Source organism: Paraburkholderia sp. NMBU_R16, assembly GCF_013282575.1.
Classification (GTDB): Bacteria; Pseudomonadota; Gammaproteobacteria; order Burkholderiales; family Burkholderiaceae; genus Trinickia.
Genome location: NZ_JAAAYE010000048.1, coordinates 1 through 22576, shown reverse-complemented (window position 1 = coordinate 22576; position 22576 = coordinate 1). Strand labels below are relative to the sequence as shown.

The following is a 22576-nucleotide window of genomic DNA, read 5'->3' as shown; positions in this document are numbered from 1 at the left end:
TCAATTTCCGGTCATATTACTGTCACAATAACTACCTAATCTCCCCTGTGTCGATCCACACGACCACACCACTGGGGGTAATCCATGAAATTGATGCAGACTGCGTTCGCCGGCGTTGCCGCGGCGCTCTTCGCGCTCTCCGCGCAAGCCGCTGACATTACCGGCGCGGGCAGCACGTTCGCCGCACCGATCTATACCAAATGGGCCGACGCCTATCAGAAGAGCGGTGGCGCCAAGGTCAACTACCAAGGCATCGGCTCGTCGGGTGGCATCAAGCAGATCATCGCCAAGACCGTCGATTTCGCGGGCTCTGACGCTCCGCTGAAGGACGAGGACCTGGCCAAGGACGGTCTCTTTCAGTTCCCGACGGTGGTCGGCGGCGTGGTGCCCGTCGTCAACGTGCCGGGCGTGAAGGCCGGTGAGCTCGTTTTGTCGGGCGGAGTACTCGGCGACATCTATCTCGGCAAGATCAAGAAGTGGAACGATCCGGCGATCGTTGCACGCAATCCGAAAGTCAAGCTCCCCGATACGGATATCGCCGTGGTGCGCCGCGCCGACGGCTCGGGCACGTCGTTCATCTGGACGCACTACCTCTCGCAGGTCAACCCCGAGTGGAAGTCGAAGATCGGCGAAGGCACGACGGTCAACTGGCCGACCGGTACGGGCGGCAAGGGCAACGATGGCGTCGCCGCATTCGTGCAACGTCTGCCGGGTGCGATCGGCTATGTCGAGTGGGCCTACGCGAAGCAGAACCACATGACCTACACGTCGCTCAAGAACAGCGCGGGTACGGTCGTCGAGCCGAAGACGGAGACGTTCAAGGCCGCGGCGGCGGGCGCGGACTGGAAGAAGTCGTTCTACCAGATCCTCACGAACGAGCCGGGCAAGGACGCATGGCCGGTCGTCGGCGCGACGTTCGTGCTGCTGCATACGGCGCAGGACAAGCCCGAGCAAGGCAAGGAAACGCTGAAGTTCTTCGACTGGGCCTTCAAGAACGGTACGCCGGCGGCGGACGGCCTCGACTACATCTCGCTGCCGCAGTCGGTCGTTTCGGAAATCCGTACGCAGTGGAAAGCGAAGGTGAAGGACGGTTCGGGCAAGGCGCTGGCTGAGTAAGCCGGTCCAGAGGACACCCGGGGAAGGGCCGTAGCGCCTTCTCCCCGGGTAACGCTACCGGCCGCATGGCGAACAGTGCGGCAAAGGATTACGCATACATGTCCGAGATCAACGTCGCGTCGCCGCCGGCCAGTCAGGCGCAAAAAGAGCCCAGCCGGTTGGGCGATATCGTGTTCAGCAGCATCGCCCGGCTTGCCGCGATCGTCACGCTGCTTTCGCTTGGCGGGATCATTGTCTCCCTTTTCGTCGCCTCGTTGCCGACGATCCACAAGTTCGGTCTGAGCTTTCTGTGGACCGCCGATTGGGATCCGCCCAACGACACGTTCGGTGCGCTGGTCCCGATCTACGGCACGATCGCCACGTCGCTCATCGCACTCGTCATCGCGGTGCCCGTCAGCTTCGGCATCGCTTTGTTCCTGACCGAACTCTCGCCGACGTGGTTGCGCCGGCCGCTCGGCATCGCCATCGAATTGCTGGCCGCCATTCCGTCCATCGTCTACGGTATGTGGGGCTTGCTCGTGTTCGCGCCGATCTTCGCGCGCTTTTTCCAAAAGCCCATCGGCGAGGTACTCGGTTCGATTCCATTCGTCGGCGCGCTCTTCCAGGGGCCGCCGATCGGTATCGGCATTTTGTGCGCGGGGGTGATCCTCGCCATCATGATCATTCCGTACATCGCCTCGGTCATGCGGGACGTCTTCGAAGTGACGCCCGTGCTGCTCAAGGAGTCGGCTTATGGGATCGGTTGCACGACCTGGGAGGTCATGTGGAGGATCGTGCTGCCGTTCACGAAAAACGGCGTGATCGGCGGCGTCATGCTCGGGCTCGGGCGCGCGCTCGGCGAGACGATGGCCGTCACGTTCGTCATCGGTAATACGAATCTCTTGAGCAGCGTGTCGCTTTTTGCGCCGGGCAACAGCATCACTTCCGCGCTCGCGAACGAGTTCGCCGAAGCGTCGCCGGGTTTGCACACGTCCGCATTGATGGAGCTGGGCCTGATCCTGTTCGTGATTACGTTCATCGTGCTCGCGTTTTCCAAATTCATGCTGCTAAGGCTCGAGCAAGGCGAGGGCACCAAATGAACCGTCCCGCTCAACATGTACCCGGTTCGGCGAGCCCCGAAGTCTTCGCGGCAACGCGCGACCGCCTGCAGCGCCACCGCCGCCGCATCAACGCGTTCGCGTTGGCGTTGTCGCTCGCCGCGATGGCGTTCGGCCTGCTTTGGCTCGTCTGGATTCTCTATACGACGCTGAGTCTCGGCGTGGGCGGTCTTTCGGTTCAACTGTTCACGCAGTCCACGCCGCCGCCCAACACGGACGGCGGCGGTCTGGCGAATGCCATCGTCGGCAGTCTGGTTCTCGTCCTCGTTGCGACGGTCATCGGTACGCCGATCGGCGTGCTCGCCGGCGTCTATCTGGCCGAGTACGGGAAAAAAGGCTGGCTTGCGAATACCACGCGCTTCATCAACGACATCCTGTTGTCGGCGCCATCGATCGTCATCGGGCTCTTCGTCTATGCGCTCGTGGTCGCCAAGTTGGGCCATTTCTCCGGCTGGGCCGGCGCTCTCGCGCTTGCTTTGCTACAGGTTCCGATCGTGATCCGTACGACCGAAAACATGCTGCTGCTCGTGCCGAACGCACTGCGCGAAGCGGCATTCGCGCTCGGTGTGCCGAAGTGGCGCATGATCCTGTCGGTGACGCTCAAGGCATCTCTCGCCGGCGTCGTGACCGGCGTGTTGCTCGCGGTGGCGCGTATTGCCGGCGAGACCGCACCGCTGCTCTTTACCGCATTGTCGAACCAGTTTTTCTCGACCGATATGGGGCAACCGATCGCGAACCTGCCGGTGACGATCTACAAGTTTGCAATGAGCCCGTTCCCGCAGTGGCAATCGCTTGCCTGGGCCGGGGTGTTTCTGATTACGCTCGGTGTGCTCGGACTCAATATCCTCGCGCGCGCGATGTTCCACAAGAAGTGACGGCGGAGCGACCCTATGAATATGGCAGAGTCTCATTTGAACCCCATCGAGCGCCCTGCGGCGCCGGCCGGCTTCGATCCCGCGCACGGCGGTTCGGCGCTCGCGCCGGCGGCTCCGAAGATCGAAGTCAAGAACCTGAACTTCTATTACGGCAAGTACCACGCGCTCAAGAACATCAACATGCAGATTCCCGAGGGCAAGGTGACCGCGTTCATCGGACCGTCGGGTTGCGGAAAGTCGACGCTGCTGCGCACGTTCAACAAGATGTTCGCGCTTTATCCGGAGCAGCGCGCCGAGGGCGCAATCATCATGGACGGCGAGGATCTGCTGACGAGCAAGCGCGACATTTCGCTGCTGCGCGCGCGCGTCGGCATGGTGTTCCAGAAGCCGACGCCGTTTCCGATGTCGATCTATGACAACATCGCATTCGGCGTGAAAATGTTCGAGTCGTTGTCGCGCTCGGAAATGGACGATCGCGTCGAATGGGCGCTGACGAAAGCGGCGCTCTGGAACGAGGTCAAGGACAAGCTCAATCAGAGCGGCTACGGCCTGTCGGGCGGACAGCAGCAGCGGCTTTGCATCGCACGCGGCATCGCGATCCGGCCGGAAGTGCTGTTGCTCGACGAGCCCTGCTCGGCGCTGGACCCCATTTCGACAGGGCGCGTGGAGGAACTCATCGCTGAGCTCAAGAACGATTACACGGTTGTCATCGTCACGCATAACATGCAGCAGGCGGCACGCTGTTCCGATTACACCGGGTACATGTATCTCGGCGAACTGATCGAGTTCGGCGATACCGAAAAGATTTTCATCAAGCCGGTCCGCAAGGAAACCGAGGACTACATCACCGGCCGATTCGGCTGATGAATCGAGAGGGAGTTCACCATGTCCGATAAGCACCTGTCCAGCCAGTTCGACGCGGATCTCAATCTTCTTTCGTCGAAAGTGCTCGAAATGGGCGGTCTGATCGAAGCGCAAATCACGCGCGCGATGCAGGCGCTCAATGCCTTCGACGCCGAAATTGCCGACCAAGTGATCGCGGCGGAGGAAACCGTCAATACGATGGAAGTCGCGATCGACGAGGAGTGCAGCAATATCATCGCGCGCCGGCAGCCGGCGGCGCGGGACCTGCGCTTGCTGCTCGCGATCTCGAAGACGATCACGAACCTCGAGCGGGCGGGCGACGAGGCCGAGAAAATTGCCAAGCGTGTGAAGCGGCTCATGGAGGACGGTGCGGCGCGCACCGTCAACATCGCCGAGATCAAGGTCTCGGGCGAGATGGCCGTGACGATCCTGCGCCGCGCATTGGATGCGTTCGCGCGTCTCGATACCGTGGCGGCGGCGCAGATCGTGCGGGACGACAAGGCGATCGACGAAGAGTTTCGCGCATTCGTGCGCAAGCTCGTCACGTACATGATGGAAGACCCGCGCACGATCTCGGCGGGCCTCGAGTACCTGTTCATCGCCAAGGCGATCGAGCGGATCGGCGACCACGCGAAGAACATCGCCGAATTCATCATTTACATCGTGAAGGGCACGGACGTGCGGCACAAGTCGCGCGACGCGCTCGAACGCGAAGCGCTTAGTTAACGTTTCAAGAGGTGACGATGCCGAGCAGCATTCTCATCATCGAAGATGAGCCCGCCATTTCAGAGCTGATCTCGATCAACCTGCAGCATGCGGGCCATTGTCCGATCCGCGCCTACAACGCGGAACAGGCGCAGTCGCTGATCAGCGACGTGCTGCCCGATCTCGTCTTGCTCGACTGGATGTTGCCGGGCAAATCGGGTATCGCGTTTGCGCGCGACCTGCGCAACAACGAGCGCACGAAACACATTCCGATCATCATGCTGACCGCGCGTGGTGACGAGCAGGACAAGGTGCTGGGTCTTGAAATCGGTGCGGACGATTACGTCACGAAGCCGTTCTCACCGAAGGAATTGATGGCCCGCATCAAGGCCGTGTTGCGCCGGCGCGCTCCGCAACTGACGGAAGACATCGTAGCCATCAACGGGCTCAAGCTCGACCCGGCCACGCACCGCGTCGCGGCACATGCCGATGGCAGCGAGATCAAGCTCGATCTCGGTCCGACTGAATTCCGGCTGCTGCATTTTTTCATGACACATCCGGAGCGCGTGCATAGCCGTACGCAACTGCTCGACCAGGTCTGGGGCGATCATGTATTCGTCGAAGAGCGGACGGTCGACGTGCATATCAAGCGTTTGCGCGCCGCGCTCAAGCCGGCCGGCTGCGATGCTATGATCGAAACGGTGCGCGGCAGCGGCTACCGGCTCGCCAAGAGCGCATGATCCGGGCATCTGCGTTCCATTTTTCGGTCTTCGAACACGTGCAGGCATGAATATCATCTGGGCGCGCTCGCTCGTTTCGCTGGTGCTGCTGGCAATCGCGAGTGCCGCCATCGGTGCGTTCGCCGGCGTCAAATGGGCGCTCGCGTTCGCGCTCGCCGTGCTCGTCGTGCAAAGCCTGTTCGGCACCTATCACACGGAAAGGCTCTGGCGCCTGCTCGATGCGCCCGTCTACGGACAGGTCCCGAGCGCACCGGGCGTCTGGGGCGAGATCTACTATCGGCTGCATAAGCTCGCGAAGCGCTGGCACGCGCAGGTGCGTCAGGTCGAGCAGCAGCATTCGCGGTTCATTCAGGCCATCCAGGCGTCGCCGAACGGCGTCGCGATGCTCGACGATCACGATCAGATCGAATGGTGCAATGCCATTGCCGAGGAGCATTTCGGACTCGATGCCAAGCGCGATCTGCGCCAGCACATCACTCACCTCGTGCGGCATCCGGAGTTCGTGCGATACCTTAATTCACACCGGTACGAGCAGATGCTCGTCATGCGCGGCATGGGCGACAAGCGGCAAAACGTCTTGTCGGTGCAGGTGTTTCCCTACGGCGAGAACCGCAAGCTCGTTCTCTCGGCAGACATCACCGAGCTCGAGCGGACCGACTCGATGCGGCGCGATTTCGTCGCCAACGTATCGCACGAATTGAAGACGCCGCTGACGGTCCTGTCGGGCTTTCTGGAGACGATGCGCGAGCTCCCGCTCGACGAAGCCGACCGTGCGCGGTATCTGGAACTGATGGAGCAGCAAGCGTCGCGCATGCGCCATATCGTCGACGATCTGCTCGTGCTGGCGAAGCTCGAAGGCGATGCCAAGCCGCCGAGCGACCATGCCGTCGACATGATCGCCGTGTTGCGTCACCTTCGGGAGGATGCGGCCACCCTATCGGGCGGACGGCATCAGATCGCGTTCGATACCGATGACAGCTTGACCGTCACCGGCGCGGAAACGGAAATCCTCAGTGCGCTCGGCAATCTCGTGACGAATGCAATCCGCTATACGCCCGACGGCGGGTCCATCCGCGTGGAATGGCGTCTCATTGGCGGCGCGGCGGCGTTTTCGGTGACCGATACGGGCTTCGGCATTCCCGCAGCCGACATTCCGCGCCTGACCGAGCGCTTTTACCGCGTCGATCGGAGCCGTTCACGCGATACAGGCGGTACCGGTCTCGGCCTCGCGATCGTCAAGCATGTGCTGCAGCGGCACGATTGCTTGCTCGACGTGAAAAGCGAAGAAGGGCGGGGCAGCGTCTTCACGGTGCGCTTTCCCGCGCAGCGAACGGTACGCCGCCAACCTCAGCCCGCCTGAGCGGTGGGCCCCCACACAGCCAAGGGGCTAACAACCGAACTTCGTCAGCAGGCTCGCTTGCGCGTTACGCGAGGATTTGCCCGGACGTGAACGCCGATAATGGCCATCGCTTTGCATGACCCAGGCGGATTGGTTGTCGCCGAGAAAGCCGGAAAGCCCTTCGGCGATGACGCGCCGCTTCAGGCGCCGGTCCTTGATCGGGAATGCGACTTCGACGCGGCGGAAGAAGTTGCGATCCATCCAGTCGGCGCTCGAGAGGTAGACGCGTTCGTCGCCATTGGAGAAGAAGTAGAAGATGCGATGGTGCTCGAGAAACCGGCCCACGATCGATCGCACGGTGATGTTTTCTGAGAGGCCAGCCACTCCCGGCTGCAACGAACAGACGCCGCGGATGATCAGGTCGATCTTGACGCCCGCTTGGGATGCCTCGTACAACTCCGCGATCACGGTCGGCTCGAGCAGCGCGTTCATCTTTGCGACGATGCGCGCCTTCTTGCCGGCCCGTGCGTTTTCGGCTTCCGCGCGAATGGCTTCCACGAGCCGCGGGTGCAGCGTGAATGGAGACTGCCAAAGCTCGTGCAGCTTCAGTTCGCCGCCGATGCCCGTCAATTGCTGGAAGACATGGTGTACGTCTTCGCAGATCATCTGATCCGACGTCATCAAACCGAAATCGCTGTAGAGCCTTGCCGTGCGCGGATGGTAATTACCCGTGCCGAGGTGCGCGTAGCGCTTGAGCACGGATCGGCCATTTTCGGTCACGCGGCGCACGATCAGCATCATCTTCGCGTGGCATTTATGGCCCACGACGCCATAGACTACGTGCGCGCCCACCGCCTCGAGCTGCGATGCCCAGTTGATATTCGTTTCTTCGTCGAAGCGCGCGAGCAGTTCGACGACGACGGTCACTTCCTTGCCATTGCGCGCCGCCTGCATCAGCGCGTCCATCAATGGCGAGTCGGTGCCGGTGCGATAGATCGTCTGCTTGATCGCCATGACATTCGGATCCTGCGCCGCTTGCACGAGCAATTCGAGCACGGGCTGGAAGCTCTCGTACGGATGGTGCAGCAGGACATCGCCCTGATCGATCGTTTCGAAATGATTCGTCGAATTGGCAAGCCGCTCCGGTGTGGCCGGCACGTGCGGCACGAACTTGAGGTCGGGGCGGTCGACCATCTCCGGCAACTGCATGAGCCGGACGAGGTTCACGGGGCCCTCGACCCGATAACAGTCCTTTTCGCTCAGGACGCTTTCGTCGAGCAGGCGCTGCACGAGATGAGGCGGCGTATCGGCCGAGACTTCGAGCCGTACCGCATTGCCGAGATGGCGCGCCGGCAGCTCGCCTTGCAGGGCGACGCGCAGATTGGTGATTTCGTCCTCGTCGACGAATAGCTCGCTGTTGCGCGTGATCCGGAATTGGTTGCAGCTGCGCACGAGGAGATTCGGAAAAAGCTCGCCCACGAAACGCTGCATGAAAGAACTCAACAACACGAACCCGTGAGTGAACCCCGAGAGCTCCTGCGGCATGCGCACCAGCCGCGGCAATGCACGCGGCGCCTGCACGATGCCCATGACTGCTTGTCGGCCGAATGCGTCCTTGCCCTCGAGTTCGATGACGAAGTTCAGGCTCTTGTTGAGCACGCGGGGAAAAGGGTGAGCGGGGTCGAGCCCGATCGGAGTGAGCACGGGCAGCAGTTCGTCGTTGAAATAGCGGCGCGCCCACTGCGTCTGGGCTTCCGTCCACGCTTCGCTGCCGTGAAAGTAGATGCCTTGCTCCTCGAGCGCCGGCAGTATCGTTTCGTGCAGCATGCGGTATTGGCGATGCACGAGTTTTTGCGCGCGCTCGACGACCAGATCGTAGACATGCTGCAGCGACATGCCGTCCGGCGCGAGCGCCCCCGGATTGTCGCGCATCTGTTCCTGCAACCCGGCCATGCGGATTTCGAAGAATTCGTCGAGGTTGCTGCTCGTGATACAAATGAATCGCAGCCGTTCCAGCAGCGGTATCGCCGGGTCAGCGGCCTGGGCGAGCACGCGCTCGTTGAAGCCGAGGATGCCCAATTCCCGATTGAGCAGGGGGTAACGCACCGACATCGGTAGTAGTGAGTGAGAAGGGTCGGATGAAAAAGCGAACGGTTGCTCGGAAAGTCTCACAGTCCAATGTCTTTTAGATGAACGTCGATGTCATCAATTCTACGGGTAATTGGTCTAATTTGAGATGGCAGTTCGGGCGGGGGCGCACGATGAGGTATAGACGTGCCCCTGCGAATGACCGGAGTGCCCTTCTATGTGCGTAAAATGGCGACTTTGAACCGCGTTGCGCCGTCATTCGCTCGAAATCGCCGAGCGGCGCCTGTCGCACGACTGGAAACGTTTCCGCTCATGCCCACCACCCCGCATTTGCTCGCCTCTGTCGATCTCGGCTCGAACAGCTTCCGCCTCATTGTCGGTCGCGTCGAGGAAACGCCGGCCGGCAGTCAGATCTATCAGGTCGATGCGCTGCGCGAACCCGTGCGGCTCGCGGCTGGACTGTCCGCCGACAAGATGCTCGACAGCGCCTCGCAGGAGCGGGCGTGGAATGCGCTCAAACGTTTCGGCGAGCGCCTGCGGGACTTTCACCCCGATCATGTGCGCGCGGTCGCGACGAACACGCTGCGCGTCGCTAAAAACGCACCCGATTTTCTCGTCGAGGCCGAGAGGGCGCTCGGCTTTCCGATCGAAGTCATCGCCGGGCGGGAGGAAGCGCGGCTCATCTACGCCGGCGCTGCGCATTCCGTCCCCGCGAGCTCCGGTAAGCGGCTCGTGGTCGATATCGGCGGTGGCTCGACCGAGTTCATCATCGGTTCACACTACACGCCGCTCGTCATGGAAAGCCTGTATATCGGCTGCGTGAGCCATAGCCGACAGTTCTTCCCGGCCGGAAACGTCGACGAGTACACGATGAGGCAAGCCGAACTCGCGGCGAAACGCGAGATACAGATCATTTCGCACGAGTACAAAAAGGCGGGCTGGGACCAGGCGATCGGCTCGTCCGGTACGGCGCGTGCGCTCGCCGAACTCGTCGAGGCCAACGGCTTCAACGATGCCGGCATCTCGCACGGCATCTCGCGCGGCGGGCTCGAGCGGCTCAAGCGCGCGCTGATCAAAGCCGAGAACGTGAATCGGCTCAAGCTCATCGCGCTCAAGGCCGATCGCGTGCCGGTGCTGGCAGGCGGGCTGTCGATCATGCTCGCTGTGTTCGAGGAACTCGGCATCGATTACGTCGATACGACCGACGGCGCGCTGCGTCTCGGCGTGCTCTACGATCTGCTGGGGCGGACGCAACACGAGGATATGCGTGCGGTGACGGTCGAAGGCTTCACGCGCCGCTATGGCGTCGACCGCGCGCAGGCGCAGCGTATTCGCGATCTGTCGGTCGGTTTTTACGATCAGCTCGGCGGGGCGGATAGGAACAACGCCGACGATGAAGACGAAGACCGCATGTTCCTCGCATGGGCGGCGGCGCTGCACGAGATCGGACTGTCGATTTCGCACAGCGCTTATCACAAGCATTCCGCCTATATCGCGAGCAATGCCGATATGCCCGGGTTCTCGCGCACGGACCAGGCGCGGCTTGCGGCGCTCGTGCTCGGCCATGCCGGCAAGCTCGGAAAACTGGCGCAGACGCGCGACGTCGAATGGCCGCTGCTGTTTTGTCTGCGGCTTGCGGCGCTGTTATGCCGGCGTCGGGCCGATGTCGGGCTGCCAGGTATCCGCGTCGAGAAGCGGAACAGCGGCTATGAAATCAGATTGCCCAACGACTGGGTCGCCAATAATCCGTTGACCGACTACAGCCTCATTCAAGAGGCTGCGGAATGGGAGAAGGTCGGTATCCGCTATCGCGTCGTCTATACCGACGATTGAGCGTCGCATGCCGCTATAACGAACGCCCGCTCGTGTGTAGTGACGCGCGCGGGAGGTGTTGCTGTCGTGGCTCGCTCGCGGGTGCGCTCAGCGCGCGGACGTTTCGCCGAGGAAATGGCGAGCGTAACGCGCATTGATGTCGGCTAGCCGGAACAGCGTCAGAAAGTCGGCGCAATTGAAATCGGGATCCCAGGCGGGTGCGCCGCAGATCTTCGCGCCGAGCCGCAGATAGCCCTTCACGAGCGGAGGCGGCGCCACCTTCGCACCGGTGCGCAGCTCTTCGACGGGCAGAGGCGTATGCGGGAACGCCCGGTATTCGGGTGCGGTCAAGGCGCTCTCGCGTAGCGATTCGTAGAGGTTCGCGGCGAAATGCCCGCCGTCGGCCATCGGCACGCTCGCGCAGCCCAGCATCGTTTCATAGCCGTTTTGCATCATGTAGGCGCCCAATCCGCCCCACAGCGACATGATGACGGAGCCGCTGCGATAGTCCTGGTGGACGCACGAACGACCGACTTCGACCATCTTCGAGCGCAGGTGCGCGAGGCGGGAAAGATCGAATTCGCCTTCGGCATAAAGACGCCCGACGCGGGCGGCCTGATGCGGGGGCAGCACACGGTAGGTGCCTACGACCTTGAGCGTATCGAGGTCGCGCACGAGCAGGTGATCGCAGTACGGATCGAACGGATCGACATCGAGACCGGCTGGACCGACGACGCGTGCGCCCATCTCTTCGGCGAACACGCGATAGCGCAGCCGTTGTGCTTCGCGCAGTTCCTCGTCCGTACGTGCCCAGGCGACCTGGAGCCGATGCTGCGCGGTGATCGTTTCCTCCGCGCGGGGAAGTCGACGGCGCGAATCTAGCGGAAGGATGAAAGCGAGGGGCAGGGTGGGCGTCGGCAGGTCTCGCATAAAGGTTCCTGATCAAATGTAGGAATGCGGTATGTTTGCCAATGTAGTAACCGCCGATGACGCTTGCATGGCAAACCCGTGTAAATGCGATGACATGTCGCATCAGCGACACGCATGTTTCACGATTTCGACTGCCAGACGATTTTAGGCGAGATCGGGAGAAATGACGGCGCGGATCAGCACGGGCGCCTGGCCGCCGCGCTCGCGGCTTTCCAGCCACCATATGCCGGACTTCTTCACAGCCCACTCACTGGCTTTTCCCGCTACGAGTTGCGAAATCACGAGGCCGAGCGTCGGCTGATGACCGACGATGACGACCGTCTGCGCCACCCCTTCCGGCCAGCCGGCGGCCGTGAGCACTGCGTCGGCGCGCGCGCCGGGCGCAATTTCTTTGGCGATTCGATACTGATCGGTCAGGGCTTCGACGGTCTGGATGGTCCGCGCGGCCGGGCTCGCCAGAATGAGCGCGTCGGGCGGCAGACGGTGTTTGAGCCATTTGGCCGTCGTCTGCGCTTGCTTGCGGCCATGGGAGGTCAGTTGACGGGCGAGGTCTGTCGACGCGACGTCTTCGGCTTCGGCGTGACGCCAAAGGATGAGGTTCATGAGTTCGCCCTCTTTCGATAGATTCTACTGACCCGCAAAGCGGATGCCGGGTTCGACACGGCCGCGGTGCCTCCGTTCCTGCGGCATTTGATTGACCCGCCGCACGGGAACCGGCTAGAATCACGGATTCGTCGGAGCGTAGCGCAGCCTGGTAGCGCATCTGATTTGGGATCAGAGGGTCGAAGGTTCGAATCCTTTCGCTCCGACCAATAGAATCAAGCACCTAGCCTAGTCCTCGGACTGGGCTTTTTGCTTTGTGAGACCGCGTAGTCGCCTGCAACGAGCATTGCAAGCCTCTGAACACCGCGCCACGCTGGCTTTGTCTTTGCGACTCGCCGATCGCGTCCCATAATATGAATACGAATGCGTGCGCGTCGAACTGCCGCCGCGCCATCGAACGCGGGAGACGAGCGTGGGGGAGTCGCCGGACGAAGCACAGGTGTTTCTGTCGACGTTGCGGCCGGAACGGCGCGACAAACAGCTCGCGCTTGCGGTCGTTGCGGTCTCGTTCGCGTTCTTCGTGGTCGCGGTGCCATTCGCAAAAGTACAACTCGCGAAAGTTTGGCCGTTCATCCCGATTTACGAATCGGCGCTGATCATCAGCGATTGGCTGACGGCGGCGCTGTTGATCGGGCAATACAAGATTCTTCGCTCGCGCTCGCTCCTCGTTCTGGCGAGCGGCTACATGCTGACTTCGCTGGCGGCCGTCGCGCACATGCTGACATTCCCCGGCCTTTTCGCGCCTGACGGGCTGCTTGGCGCGGGGCCGCAGACGACCGCATGGCTTTACATGTTCTGGCACACCGGTTTCCCCGTTGCAGTGCTTCTCTACGCGCGGCAAGCGCCGCCCGAGCCGTCGCGGATACGAGACGCGACGGGCGGCTTGTTCGTGCCCGTCGCAACGTGCTGTCTGGTGATCCTGGGTGCGCTCGGTGGAGTGGTCGCCCTGACCACGGCAGGCCATGAGCACTTGCCGCCGATTCTCGATCACGAGTTGTACACGCCCGTCTATGTCGCTGCGATCGCCACGATCGGCATGTTGACGTTTGCCGCGCTCGCCGCCATTGCTCGCCGCCGGCCCCGCTCGGTGCTGGATCTCTGGCTCATGGTCGTCCTATGCGCCTGGCTTTTCGACATCGCGCTGTCGGCGGCACTCAATCATCGCCGCTTCGACCTCGGGTTCTATGCCGGCCGCATCTATGGGTTGCTTGCCGCCAGCTTCGTGCTCGTGGCGCTCACCTTCGAGAACGTCAAGCTTTACGCGCGTGTCGTACGCGCCTTCGACCGCGAACGCGCCGAACGGCGCCTCGTTCAGCAGCGCACGGCGGAACTGAACGAGGCCAAGGCGTTGCTTGAAAAGCGGGTTGCGGCGCGCACGGCGGCACTCGCCGCATCGAATCGCGATCTCACGCGCGAGGTCTCCGACCGCAAGCGTGCCGAGCACGCGCTCAGGCGGTCGCAAGCGGAGTTGCGAGACCTTGCGGCGATCAGCTCATCGGCACGCGAGCAGGAAAAGCGCCGCATCGCGCGCGAGCTTCACGATGAGCTGGCGCAAACGCTTGCCACCCTGCGCCTCGAGATCGATCGATTCGGCGAACAACAAACGACCGCGAGCGGTTTGCCGCCGCCCAAGCTTGAGGACATGCGCTCGCTCGTCGACGAGGCGGTGACTTCGACGCGTCGCATCGCCTCGGATCTCAGACCGGCGATGTTGGACGATCTGGGTTTGGCGGCCGCCGTGCAATGGCTGACCGACGCGTTCGAGCAACGGCACGGTATCGACTGCGAGCTCATTGTCGAGCCTGTCGATTTCGACCTCGACGAACCGTATGCGTCGACAGCGTATCGGATCGTGCAGGAATCGCTGACCAATGTCGCGCGGCACGCACAGGCGACGCGTGCGTGGGTCAGTCTTCTTCGCGAGAACGGGCAGGTCGTGTTGCGGGTACGGGACAACGGAGTCGGCTTCGAGCCGCTCGCGCGGCGCAAGCCCACTTCGTTCGGCCTCGCGGGGTTGCGCGAGCGGGCCTATCTCGTGGATGGCAAGCTCGATATCGAGAGCGCGCCAGGCCAAGGTACGACGATCGAAGTGCGCATTCCGATGCCGACGAGGCATGAGCATGTCGACAGCTGAGCGTCGCGCGCGCCCGCTCGACGGTGGGTCACGCGCGCGTGGGAATCTCGACGATCTTGTCCCACGCGAACTGGGGATTTTCGCGCTCGCGCGTGCGCCGGTTCAGATAGCCGCGTGGATTGCAGACGACTCGCGTGCCGTTGCTCATGTAATCGAAGGCGGTATGCGTGTGGCCGTGAATCCAGAGCGCCACCGGTTCGTGCACGAGCGTGGGCAAATGGCTGATGAAGCCGGCCGATGCCAGATCGTTGGCAAAACGCTCGGCCAGACTCGCGCGATGAGGTGCGTGATGCGTGACGACGATCGTCGTGCCGTCGAATGGCTGAGCGAGCTCACGCTCGAGCCACGCGCGCGATTGCCGATGCAGCGCAAGTGCATCGCCCACCGTGAACATGCGCGAAGGCGCTTCGCTCGTGCGGGTGTCGAGCGACCAAGCTACCTGTATCGGCCCGCGAAAATCGAGCATGGCTTTCTCGGCGGCGGCGCACGAGGCCGCGCGCGCTTCGTCGCTCGCGCCGAAGAGCTCGAAATCGGTCCACAAGGTGGTGCCTAGTACGCGCCAGCGCCCGGCAGGATCGGTCCAGGTCGCGTTGTTCAGGTAATGGAGGTTATCGACGCTCGCGGCCGCGTCGCGCATGGCCGTCTCGAGGGCGCCGAACTCTCCGTCGTAGTACTCATGATTGCCGGGCACGTAGACAACCGGCGTATCCGGATCGAACGTCTGCGCGGCCCAGCGGATGCCTTCCGCGTGATTGTGAATGTCCCCGGCGAGCACCACGAGGTCGGCGTCGGCATGCGCAATCGCTTCCGGCTCGTCGCATTCGAGGTGCAAATCTGACAGTACGCGGATTTTCACGGGATGCCCCTTGCGTTCTGAGCTAGCGTAGCACCTTGCCGGGATTCATCAGGCCGAGCGGATCGAGTGCATGTTTCACCGCCCGCATGAGCGAGAGTTCGACCGGCGACTTGTAGTGCGCGGCTTCGTCCACTTTGAGCTGCCCGAGACCGTGTTCCGCGCTGATGCTGCCATGATGGCGAGCCACGCTATCGTAGACAAGACGGTTGATTGCCGCTTGGTACCGGGAGAGAAAGGCCTTCGCGTCGCCGCCTTCGGGCGCCTGGACGTTGTAGTGCAGATTGCCGTCGCCGAGGTGCCCGAACGTCACCATCCTCGCGCCGGGGATGGCAGCCGCAATCGCAGCGTCGGTTTCGGCGATGAACGTGCCGATGCGCGAAATCGGTACTGCGATATCGTGCTTGATGTTCAGTCCTTCTTCCGCCTGAGCGAGCGGAATATGCTCGCGCAGCGCCCAGAATGCGCGCGACTGTGCAAGGTTTTCGGCGACGACCGCATCTTCGACGAGCCCGGCATCGAGCGCCGTTTCCATCATCTGCTCGAAAAGCCCCCGTGCGTGCGCTTCGCTTTCGCCGTCGGAGAGTTCGAGCAAGACCGTTTGCGGGTGCGACGCGTCGAACGGATAGCGAAGCTGCGCAAAGTGCTTGCCGACGAGCCGCAGGCAAAAGTCGGACATCAGCTCGAAGCCTGTCAGCAATGCACCGGCGGTACGTCGCGCGAGCGAGAGGAATTCCAGCGCGGCATCCGGCGATGCGAGCGCTGCGAGCGCGGTCACTTGTGCGGCCGGCAGCGGATGCAGCTTCATGACGGCCGCAGTGATGATCCCAAGCGTACCCTCCGAGCCGATGTAGAGGTCGCGCAAGTCGTAGCCGGTGTTGTCCTTGCGCAGGCCCCTCAGACCGTTCCAAATCTCGCCTTGGGGCGTGACGACCTCGAGGCCGAGGCAGAGATCCCGGGCGTTGCCGTACCGCAGCACCCCCGTGCCGCCGGCATTGGTCGACAGATTTCCGCCGATCGTGCAACTGCCCTCGGCAGCGAGACTCAGCGAGAAAAGCCGGCCGGCTTCGCGTGCGCGGGCTTGTACGTCGGCCAGAACCACGCCGGCTTCGACCGTGATCGTATCGTTGTGCGTGTCGATGGCGCGCACACGTGCGAGCCGGGTGAGGCTGATGACGGCCTGCTTGCCGCTCGTATCGGGCGTCGCACCGCCCGCGAGTCCCGTATTGCCGCCTTGCGGCACGAGCGCGACGCGGTGCGATGCCGCGAGCCGCACGAGCGCCGCGACTTCCTCGGTCGTGCCCGGGCGCAGCACGGCGCAAGTGGCGCCCGAATAGCGCCGGCGCCAATCGGTCAGGTACGCGGCGGTGTCGTGCGGCTCGGTGAGGACATGCGCCGCGCCGATGGCCTGCCGGCAGGCGGCGACGAATTCGGACGAAGAGGTGGAATCGCTCATGATGATCTTTGCCTCGATTGGCGCGCCGCCCGCTTGAACGGCGCGACGTAAGCGAGCGCGCAAGCGAGAAAAACGACTGATAACGCCGTTTCCAGCCAGCCCAGCATCGCTGAACGTCCCGCATCGCTCATGCCTCGCACGATGCCTTCTGCGAAATAGAGCAGGATCAGCATCGACGCCCACTGCAACGTGTAAAGACGCCGGCGCAGCACGCCGGGCAGCGCGGCAGCGAGCGGCAGCGCCTTGAGTACGAGGGCCGAGCCGCCGGGCCGCAACGGCGCGAGCCAGCGCTCCCAGGCGAGCGTCAGCGCGATCAGCGCGACGAGCGCCACCGCCGCCCCGACGGCGTATGCGCCGTGCGCGCCCGCCGGTCCAGCCGCAGCTCGAGCCGTTTGCTCGTCGGAAGGCCGAGTGCCGCTCATGGACGGCCGCCGAGCAGGGCCGCCGTTCGCGCGACGCGCGCGCCGAGTGCGGTGGCCAGCGTTTTCTCGTGCGGCGAAAGCGACGATTCGCGGGCGCCCGCGCCGGACACGTGCGAGGCGCCATAGGGCGTACCGCCGCTTTGCGTCGCGGACAGCGCGCTTTCGGTATAAGGAATGCCCACGAGCAGCATGCCGTGATGCAAAAGCGGCAGCATCATCGAAAGCAGCGTCGTTTCCTGCCCGCCGTGCAGACTCCCCGTCGACGTGAAGACGCAAGCCGGTTTGCCGGCCAGCGCGCCGCTCAGCCACTGGGGCGTGGTGCCGTCGAGAAAATACTTGAGCGAGGCGGCCATATTGCCGAAGCGGGTCGGGGAGCCGAGTGCGAGACCCGCGCATTCTTCGAGATCGCGCGGCTCGGCGTAAGGCGGGCCATCCGCAGGTATCGGCGGTTCGGTGGCTTCGCTGAGGGGCGAAACGCTCGGCACGGTGCGAATGCGAGCCTGCATGCCCGCGACGCTGTCGACGCCTTGCGCGATCGCGAGCGCCAATTCGCGGGTGGCGCCGTGCCGGCTGTAATAAAGTACGAGGATGTCTTTCATGGGACGCTTTTATGAGCGGCCTATTATAGGGGCATGAGAGCATTCGAGCGGCCGGTGGCGGGCGGAGAGCCCGTGCCGGCGCCCCACGATGCGCCCCCCACGACGGAGAATTTCTTGCCGAAAAAATTGAGTGTCGATCTGAATACCGTCAAACGCCTCGCGCGATTTGCCGCCAAGCGCAGCAGCGAGGACCGCATTGCGCAGGTGGCCGGCAGCTTGACGTTCACGACGATGCTGGCGATCGTTCCGCTCGCCACGGTAGCGTTCGCGCTTTTTACGGCGTTTCCCATTTTTTCGACGTTTCAGGCTTCGCTGCAGACGTTCCTTGCCCAGCACTTGATGCCGGACCAGATCAACAGCCAGATCTTTCGCTACCTGAATCAGTTCGCCTCGAAAGCGAAGGGACTGACGACGGCGGGGATGATCGTGTTGTTCGTCACGTCCGTCATGACGATGATGACCGTCGAATCGGCCTTCAACCTCATATGGCGCGTGCCCAAACCGCGCCCATTCGCACAGCGCGTGCTCGTCTACTGGGCGATCATCACGCTGGGACCGTTGCTGATCGGTGTGAGCTTGTCGATTACCTCGCACCTTTTCACGCAATCGAGCTCGTTGGCGAACGGCTACGTCTCGCCGCTGATCGAATGGGCGCTTTCAGGGGCCGCGCTGCCGCTGACCGGACTGGCCTTCACCATGCTCTACGTGTACCTGCCCAACTGCAGCGTGCAGTGGCGCGATGCCGTGGTGGGCGGATTATGCGCCGCCATCGCGTTCGAACTCGCGAAGCGCGGCTTCGGCTTCTACGTCCGGCGCATCCCGACCTATACGGCGGTCTATGGCGCTTTCGCGACGGTGCCCATGTTCCTGATATGGGTTTATCTGAGCTGGTTCATCACGCTCGCGGGCGCGACGATCGTCTCGACGTTGCCCGCTATTCGCGCCGGCCAGTTCCACCGGCACGACTACGCGGGCGGAGACCTGCTCGATGCGCTCGAGATTCTCGCGCGCCTGAGCGATGCACGCGACCATGGCGCTGCGGGGCTGACCGTGATGGAACTCGCGCGCATGCTGCGGTGCGATCTGGATACGGCCACGCGGATCGTCGGCAAGCTGAGCCGCCATCAATGGATCACGCGGCTGGCCGACGAAGGCGCGGATGGTCAGCCGTGCTACGCGTTGCTCGCCAATCCGGCGCATGTCACGGTGGCGCGGCTATTCGACGTTTTCGTGATCGATCGGGCCGAGCTCGAATATCAATTGCGGCTGGAGTCGACGCGCGTCGACGGCGACGCTTTGCTCGCTGCGCTTGGCAACGACAGACTCGAGATTTCGCTCGCCACGCTGCTTGCGGCGCGCGAGGCCCGCGAGGCATTTCACGCCGGCGCCTCGCGTGTGTTGTCCGGTTCGCCTCACCACGCTACCTGAGGGGCGATTACCGCCTACAGCCGGATCTTGCCTGTGCAAATGTCTTTGAACATCACCCAGTCGCCCATCAGGCTGTAGAGCGGATGACTGAACGTGGCGGGCCGGTTCTTTTCGAAGAAGAAGTGGCCGACCCAGGCGAACCCATATCCGCACACGAGTGCGCCCGGCAGCCAGAACCAGCTTCCCGTCGCGATGGCCATGGCGACGCAGCCGATCACGCCTAGCGAGCCGATGAAATGCAGCCTTCGGCAAGTCGTATTGCGATGCTCGCCGAGATAGAACGGATAGAACTGCGCAAAGCTCGTAAAACGAGGCGCATGCGTGCCGTGAACCATGATAGCTACCTCCGCAACGATCAGGACGGTGGTAATGCCTGGAGCGGCCGCGCAAACGCGAAGAGCGCTTCCAGGGTCGCATCGGGTGCCTCGGACATCAATGCGTGGCCGGCATCGAGCGTGACCACTTCGAACTGCGCACCGGCCGCGGCAAGCGCTTCGACGAGTCCGCGCGCGGCCTTCGGCGGCGTCATCGCGTCCTTCGAACCGAGCACGAGCCGTACCGGGCAGCGCAGTTGCCCAGCGCGCTCGAGCCCTTCCGCGTAGCCGTTGCACGCGGAAAAGTCGGTGTGGAAGAGCCCCGGCTCGCCGGCCGCGGCCACGCGCTCCATCAGACGCTGGTTCACCCCGTGCAGCCAAAAACCTGGGCCTGGACAGGAGGGCTTGGCGGCGATCGTCGAATGCGACCAGCGATTGACGAGCGAGATGGCTTCCGCTTCGCGATGCAGCGCGGCGTCCAGCAACGCGTCGGAAACGGTCATCGGCACGGCCGTGGCGACGAGTGCCACGCGCGCGGCGCGGGTCGGATAACGGCCGGCGAAATCGAGTGCCACGAGCGAGCCCATGCTGTGCCCAGCCACGAACGCCGATGGCACGCCCAGCGTGTCGAGGAACGCCGCGAGCCAATCGGCGAGCGCGCCGATGCTCTTGGCCGCCGGTCCCGCGCTGCGGCAATGGCCCGGCAGATCGACGGCGAGCGCATTGAAGCCATGGTGCGCAAAGTACCGGCTCTGTAGCGCCCAGACGCTGTGGTCGTGCTGGGCGCCATGGACGAAGACGGCGCTCGGCAGCGCTGGATCGAACGATCTGCCGCCGGTATACGCATAGGCCGGTTTGCCCAGGACGTCGACGATCATGCTGACTCCTTTTGTGGCGCGCCACGGCCCGCATCGGGTTTCGAGCCGGGCTTGCCGGCTGCCTTGAGCGCACGCTTGAGATCGTCGATGAGATCGTCCGGATCTTCCAGCCCGATCGACAGGCGAATGGTGCCTTCTCGGATGCCTGCTGCCGCAAGCGCCGCGGCGTCCATGCGAAAGTGCGTCGTCGAAGCCGGATGAATCACGAGCGAGCGGACGTCGCCGACATTCGCGAGGTGGGAGAACAGTGTCAGGGCTTCGATGAAGCGCCGGCCGGCGGCGCGATCGCCGCGCAGATCGAAGCTGACCACGGCGCCCGCGCCGCGCGGCAGCAGGCGCTGCGCGAGCGCGTAGTCCGGATGCGTGGGCAGCTCCGGATAGGCGATCGATGCCACGCCCGCGTGCGAGGCCAGGAATTCGACGACCTTGCGCGTGTTGGCCACGTGCCTGTCCATCCGCAGCGGCAGCGTTTCGATGCCTTGCAGCAGTTGCCACGCGGCTTGCGGGTGCAGCGTGGCGCCGAAGTCGCGCAGGCCTTCGCGGCGCGCGCGCAGCAAAAACGGCGCGACGGTGCTCTCTTCGGCGAAGACCATGCCATGGAAGCCGTCGTACGGCTCCGTGAATTCGGGAAAGCGGCCCGATGCGACGAAGTCGAAGGCGCCGCTGTCGACGAGTACCCCGCCGATCGTCGTGCCGTGTCCGCCCAGGAACTTGGTCGCCGAGTGATAGACGAAATCGGCGCCATGCTCGAACGGTTTGAGCAGGTAGGGCGTCGTGAACGTGGAGTCCACCAGCAGCGGCACCCGATGCTCGTGCGCGAGATGCGCCAGCGTGGCAATGTCGAGCACGTCGAGGCCCGGATTGCCCAGTGTCTCGCCGAACAGGAGGCGGGTGTTGGACCGCAGCGCGGCGCGCCAGGCATCGATATCGCGCGGCTCGACGAACGTCGTTTCGATGCCGAAGCGCGGCAGCGTGTAGTGCAGCAGATTGTGCGAGCCGCCGTAAAGCGCATTCGAGGCGACGATATGGGCGCCGGCGCCCATCAACGTCGCAATGGCCAAATGCAGGGCGGCTTGCCCGCTGGCCGTGCCGATCGCGCCCGCGCCGTTTTCGAGCGCGGCGACACGCTCTTCGAAAACGGCGACGGTCGGGTTGGAGATGCGCGAATAGACATGCCCGGCGCGTTCCATATCGAACAGCGCGGCGGCGTGATCCGTGTCGCGGAATACGAACGCAGCGCTTTGATGGATGGGCGTGACGCGTGCGCCGGTCGTCGCATCGGGCGCGGCGCCGGCATGAACGGCGAGTGTATCGAATCGGTTGGCGGACATCGGCGGCGGCCGGACGCGCGTCCGGCAAAGGTGGCGTGACGGCCATCGTACCATCGCGGCACGCCCGTTCAAGAGGCGGTCAGCGCGGCGGTCCGCACGCGCAGGCGGCTGAAATCGGCGCGCGCGGCTTTCCTTTTAAGGGGCTTTCCGCTAGGATCGACCGATCAAACGAGGCTTTAACCGGAGGGGGCAAACCATGAAGGTCAGCGATATCTTGAAGGTGAAGGGCAATACGCTCTATACCGTTTCGCCCGATACGCCGCTCACAGCCGCGGTGACCACGATGGCGGAGCACGACATCGGTTCGCTCGTGATCATGGAGCATGGCGATCTGGTCGGCATGTTGACGTTTCGCGAAATCATCGTCACGTTGAACACGAATGGTGGCACCGTAGGCTCCGGCATGATCCGCAAGGTGATGGACGACCACCCGCTCACGTGCACCCCCGAAACGGATGTCGACGAGGTGCGCCGGATGATGCTCGAGCATCATGTGCGCTACCTGCCGGTGCTCGAGAACCGCACGTTGATGGGGGTCATTTCGTTTTACGACGTCGCCAAGGCGGTTGTCGAAGAACAGAGCTTCGAGAATCGTATGCTGAAGGCATACATCCGGGATTGGCCGGAAGAGGGCGAGTCGCGCGAATTGCGCTAAGGGCGCTAAGGCGCTTCGGCGCCCATTCGTCCGTTTCCCGCTCCCCTACGCATAGACGGCAACAAGACGCGCCCCGGTCTTGTTGCGTCGCACAACAAGCCGGCTGCGTTCTTTGAGCGCGGCTTTTTTTTCGAATCGACGCGAGCCATCGTCCGATTTTCGTGACAGCGCCTCGCCCTGCCGCCCGATCCATGAGCGAACGCCCGTTAACCCATTTCATTACACACAAGTCCGCGTGAGCGGCTTGTAAACTGTCGCGACTTGCCGTTTACTCTTGCTTTTTGCGCGGCACGCGAATGGCACGATCAACGGAGAGCTGGGCGGCAATGGAATTCAA

21 protein-coding genes and 1 tRNA gene are annotated in these 22576 nt (G+C 63.3%); 12 read left to right on the top strand and 10 right to left on the bottom strand.

All coding sequences use genetic code 11. From position 1 onward, the window contains the following. Positions 1-84 precede the first annotated feature (84 nt). The 7 genes from pstS to phoR all read left to right on the top strand — a co-directional run bounded on the left by pstS (position 85) and on the right by phoR (position 6757). Positions 85-1116 carry a phosphate ABC transporter substrate-binding protein PstS gene (gene pstS / locus GWC77_RS21300; protein ID WP_173260143.1) on the top strand — a complete coding sequence of 344 codons (1032 nt, stop codon included), beginning with the start codon at positions 85-87 and terminating at the stop codon, positions 1114-1116. A gap of 98 nt (positions 1117-1214) precedes the next feature. Beyond that, entirely contained in the window at positions 1215-2195 is a 981-nt protein-coding gene (gene pstC, locus GWC77_RS21295) for a phosphate ABC transporter permease PstC (protein WP_173260142.1), read from the top strand. Beyond that, positions 2192-3088, top strand: coding sequence for a phosphate ABC transporter permease PstA (gene pstA / locus GWC77_RS21290; protein WP_173260141.1), 897 nt, complete (start codon positions 2192-2194; stop codon positions 3086-3088). Before pstC ends, pstA begins: the two co-directional genes overlap by 4 nt. A 15-nt stretch (positions 3089-3103) precedes the next feature. Then, positions 3104-3952: a phosphate ABC transporter ATP-binding protein PstB gene (pstB, locus tag GWC77_RS21285; protein WP_173260140.1), complete on the top strand. Its 849-nt coding sequence runs from the start codon at positions 3104-3106 to the stop codon at positions 3950-3952. A 21-nt stretch (positions 3953-3973) separates the two neighbouring features. Then, positions 3974-4678: a phosphate signaling complex protein PhoU gene (gene phoU, locus GWC77_RS21280; protein WP_173260139.1), complete on the top strand. Its 705-nt coding sequence runs from the start codon at positions 3974-3976 to the stop codon at positions 4676-4678. Positions 4679-4695: 17 nt separating this feature from the next. After that, positions 4696-5397 (top strand): phosphate regulon transcriptional regulator PhoB, encoded by a 702-nt coding sequence (gene phoB, locus GWC77_RS21275; RefSeq protein ID WP_173260138.1) that lies wholly within the window; start codon positions 4696-4698, stop codon positions 5395-5397. A gap of 46 nt (positions 5398-5443) precedes the next feature. Then, positions 5444-6757 (top strand): phosphate regulon sensor histidine kinase PhoR, encoded by a 1314-nt coding sequence (phoR, locus tag GWC77_RS21270; RefSeq protein ID WP_173260137.1) that lies wholly within the window; start codon positions 5444-5446, stop codon positions 6755-6757. 27 nt (positions 6758-6784) lie between these two features. Here phoR and ppk1 read toward each other — a convergent pair whose 3' ends face one another. Next, positions 6785-8848 carry a polyphosphate kinase 1 gene (ppk1, locus tag GWC77_RS21265; protein WP_173260136.1) on the bottom strand — a complete coding sequence of 688 codons (2064 nt, stop codon included), beginning with the start codon at positions 8846-8848 and terminating at the stop codon, positions 6785-6787. A gap of 288 nt (positions 8849-9136) precedes the next feature. Here ppk1 and ppx point away from each other — a divergent pair, with 288 nt between their 5' ends. Then, positions 9137-10657, top strand: a complete 1521-nt coding sequence (ppx, locus tag GWC77_RS21260) for an exopolyphosphatase (protein WP_254367076.1) — start codon at positions 9137-9139, stop codon at positions 10655-10657. Positions 10658-10744: 87 nt separating this feature from the next. Here the strand turns inward: ppx and GWC77_RS21255 are convergent, their stop codons facing one another. Together GWC77_RS21255 and GWC77_RS21250 are read right to left on the bottom strand one after the other, a co-directional pair. Further along, complete coding sequence (locus GWC77_RS21255; protein ID WP_173260134.1) at positions 10745-11566, bottom strand: GNAT family N-acetyltransferase; 822 nt, start codon at positions 11564-11566, stop codon at positions 10745-10747. Between the two features lie 144 nt (positions 11567-11710). Then, on the bottom strand, positions 11711-12169 hold the full coding sequence (locus tag GWC77_RS21250) for a histidine phosphatase family protein (protein ID WP_173260133.1): 459 nt from the start codon (positions 12167-12169) through the stop codon (positions 11711-11713). A gap of 132 nt (positions 12170-12301) precedes the next feature. Between GWC77_RS21250 and GWC77_RS21245 the strand changes: the two genes are divergently transcribed. Continuing rightward, positions 12302-12378: transfer RNA gene (locus tag GWC77_RS21245), tRNA-Pro, on the top strand. A 203-nt stretch (positions 12379-12581) separates the two neighbouring features. Next, on the top strand, positions 12582-14303 hold the full coding sequence (locus GWC77_RS21240) for a sensor histidine kinase (protein ID WP_173260132.1): 1722 nt from the start codon (positions 12582-12584) through the stop codon (positions 14301-14303). Between the two features lie 28 nt (positions 14304-14331). On the opposite strand, the gene GWC77_RS21235 is transcribed toward GWC77_RS21240, so the two are convergent. Genes GWC77_RS21235 through wrbA form a run of 4 tightly spaced genes read right to left on the bottom strand, consistent with a single transcriptional unit; the run spans position 14332 to position 17633 of the window. After that, entirely contained in the window at positions 14332-15159 is an 828-nt protein-coding gene (locus GWC77_RS21235; RefSeq protein ID WP_173260131.1) for a metallophosphoesterase, read from the bottom strand. Between the two features lie 22 nt (positions 15160-15181). Further along, positions 15182-16612: an FAD-binding oxidoreductase gene (locus GWC77_RS21230; protein ID WP_173260130.1), complete on the bottom strand. Its 1431-nt coding sequence runs from the start codon at positions 16610-16612 to the stop codon at positions 15182-15184. Then, positions 16609-17034 carry a DUF2069 domain-containing protein gene (locus GWC77_RS21225; RefSeq protein WP_173260129.1) on the bottom strand — a complete coding sequence of 142 codons (426 nt, stop codon included), beginning with the start codon at positions 17032-17034 and terminating at the stop codon, positions 16609-16611. The genes GWC77_RS21230 and GWC77_RS21225 overlap by 4 nt, the downstream gene beginning before the upstream one ends. Continuing rightward, positions 17031-17633 (bottom strand): NAD(P)H:quinone oxidoreductase, encoded by a 603-nt coding sequence (gene wrbA, locus GWC77_RS21220; protein ID WP_173260128.1) that lies wholly within the window; start codon positions 17631-17633, stop codon positions 17031-17033. Before wrbA ends, GWC77_RS21225 begins: the two co-directional genes overlap by 4 nt. A 114-nt stretch (positions 17634-17747) precedes the next feature. On the opposite strand from wrbA, the gene GWC77_RS21215 reads away from it, so the two are divergent. Then, positions 17748-19061, top strand: coding sequence for a YihY family inner membrane protein (locus GWC77_RS21215; protein WP_254367075.1), 1314 nt, complete (start codon positions 17748-17750; stop codon positions 19059-19061). A gap of 14 nt (positions 19062-19075) precedes the next feature. Here the strand turns inward: GWC77_RS21215 and GWC77_RS21210 are convergent, their stop codons facing one another. From GWC77_RS21210 to GWC77_RS21200, 3 genes are read right to left on the bottom strand one after another with little or no spacing between them, the layout of a single operon-like run. Further along, on the bottom strand, positions 19076-19396 hold the full coding sequence (locus GWC77_RS21210) for an Mpo1-like protein (protein ID WP_173260126.1): 321 nt from the start codon (positions 19394-19396) through the stop codon (positions 19076-19078). 20 nt (positions 19397-19416) lie between these two features. Continuing rightward, positions 19417-20253: an alpha/beta fold hydrolase gene (locus tag GWC77_RS21205; RefSeq protein WP_173260125.1), complete on the bottom strand. Its 837-nt coding sequence runs from the start codon at positions 20251-20253 to the stop codon at positions 19417-19419. After that, on the bottom strand, positions 20250-21584 hold the full coding sequence (locus GWC77_RS21200; protein ID WP_173260124.1) for an O-acetylhomoserine aminocarboxypropyltransferase: 1335 nt from the start codon (positions 21582-21584) through the stop codon (positions 20250-20252). The genes GWC77_RS21205 and GWC77_RS21200 overlap by 4 nt, the downstream gene beginning before the upstream one ends. Positions 21585-21780: 196 nt before the next feature. On the opposite strand from GWC77_RS21200, the gene GWC77_RS21195 reads away from it, so the two are divergent. After that, positions 21781-22239: a CBS domain-containing protein gene (locus GWC77_RS21195; RefSeq protein WP_173260123.1), complete on the top strand. Its 459-nt coding sequence runs from the start codon at positions 21781-21783 to the stop codon at positions 22237-22239. Positions 22240-22576: the final 337 nt, after the last annotated feature.